Here is a 2014-nt window from a genome sequence, read left to right on the forward strand (position 1 = left end):
CCAGACAAGGTATTTAATGGCTGTCCGAGGGTCAAGATTATTGTCATATATCATAAATATTTCTTTTTCTAAACTATTTATTCAACACAAACCGTCAGTTAACACACTATTTTTTTTTAAACATTCGGCTTCAATAAACGAACTATTATCAGTCAATTTTTATTCTTAAACAATCTCATTGTTAGTGGCGCAAAAATTACTACAAGCATGCCTGAGATAACTAAAGTCCATAGAATATCATCTTGATGTGGCTGCCCATGCATGAGTCCACGGACTGCATCGACAAGAACAGAAATTGGATTAATACTGACAAACCATTCTAAAACAGAAGGCATTGTCTCTGGAGAAACAAAGGCACTACTTAAGAAAGTTAACGGAAAAATAATCATCATCGCACTGGCCATCAATGCGTTTTCTGATTTCATTACCAATGCTAGCACATTCCATATCCATGATAAACTAAATGCGAAAATTAGCAATAATCCCACTGCTAAGATGATGCCTGCAAATCCGCCTTCTGGTCGAAATCCTAAAAACATTGAAAAAACAATCATTATTGTTGAAGCAATGGTGTATCGCAAAGTATCAAACAACATTGCCCCCAGTAGAGAAGAGGGCATCCAAATAGGCATTGTTCGTTGCCGGTCAAAAAAACCTTTTTGTATGTCTTTGTTTAAATCTAAGCCTGTATACATGGTAATCTGAGTGACTGTTTGAACCAATATTCCAGGCAAAATAAATTGTAAGTATTCTTGTGTCGAACCGGCAATCGCCCCTCCAAACAAATAGGTAAACATGAGTAAAAATAAGATAGGCATTGCTGTAATATCTAATAGTGCCATGGGTGTATGCTTTGTCTTTAGTAGTGCTCGTCTCATAAAGGTCATTATTGATGTCCATGAAGCAGGCGGAGACGGGTGCTCTTTTGATAAAAATGCTTTAGTACCTTGTTGTTCACTTACAGGTTTCTTTTCCACAAAATTCCTCCTTTAAATGTCGCTCATTCGATAATTATTCACCTTCAGTCAATGACAAAAATACTTCATCAAGACTTGGCTGACCTAATGAAAAAGTGAGCACCTCAATACCAGCAAGATCAAACTGTGCAAGTACTTGAGTGGCTATAGATGCATTGTCAAGCGAGATTGAAATTTCCGCTTTTTTCGATGTCTCTAAAATTTCAAATGTAAAAAGCTCATGAATAATTGTTGCTGCCTTCTCATATTCAGCTTCACTTTTTAAGCTAACGTGTAATACTCCACCACCAATAGCAGATTTTAACTCACTGGGGGTTCCTTCAGCAATAACTTTACCATGATCGATCACCGCAATTCGATCAGCGAGTTGATCGGCTTCTTCTAAGTATTGTGTTGTCAATAGAACCGTTGTTCCAGATTTGGTGAGGACACGAATGACTTCCCAGACCTGATTTCTACTTCTTGGGTCAAGCCCTGTTGTTGGTTCATCCAAAAAAAGAAGTTCTGGTGTTACCACAATACTTGCGGCAATATCTAGTCGCCTCCTCATTCCACCTGAATAATATTTTGCTTGTTTATTTGCAGCATCAGATAAGTCAAAAGCCTCTAAAAGTTCTTTAGCTCTTACTTTTGCGCCTATTCTGGAAAATCCCATCAAGCGAGCAACCAATACTAAATTTTCCATACCTGTTAGATCTTCATCTACTGAAGCAAATTGTCCAGTCAGACTGATTTTAGATTTTATTTTTTTTGCTTCAGTCCTCAAATCCAGACCGAAGACTTTTACAGAGCCTTCATCCATGCCAAGTAATGTAGCTAGCATTCGAACAGTTGTCGTTTTTCCGGCCCCATTAGGACCTAAAAAGCCATACACCGTTCCTTTCTTGATTTTTAAATTGATGCTATTTACCGCAATGAATTCACCAAACCGTTTAGTCAGTCCATTTGCTTCTACTGCATAAATCTCATTATTGCCCAATATACCAAGCTCCTTTATTTAATAATTCAAGTCTTTCAATTTATAGTAATTTTTAAGA

General features: G+C 37.2%; 2 protein-coding genes. Both read right to left on the reverse strand.

Features of this window, described 5'->3' with window-relative positions; genetic code table 11:
* Positions 1 to 152 precede the first annotated feature (152 nt).
* Positions 153 to 977, reverse strand: a complete 825-nt coding sequence (locus A5882_RS18615; protein WP_217808287.1) for an ABC transporter permease — start codon at positions 975 to 977, stop codon at positions 153 to 155.
* 34 nt (positions 978 to 1011) lie between these two features.
* The gene (locus A5882_RS18620) at positions 1012 to 1956 is read right to left on the reverse strand and encodes an ATP-binding cassette domain-containing protein (RefSeq protein WP_254908551.1); all 945 of its coding nucleotides are present in this window, start codon (positions 1954 to 1956) and stop codon (positions 1012 to 1014) included.
* Positions 1957 to 2014: the final 58 nt, after the last annotated feature.

The organism is Enterococcus sp. 4E1_DIV0656, assembly GCF_002140695.1.
Lineage (GTDB): Bacteria > Bacillota > Bacilli > Lactobacillales > Enterococcaceae > Enterococcus_D > Enterococcus_D entomosocium.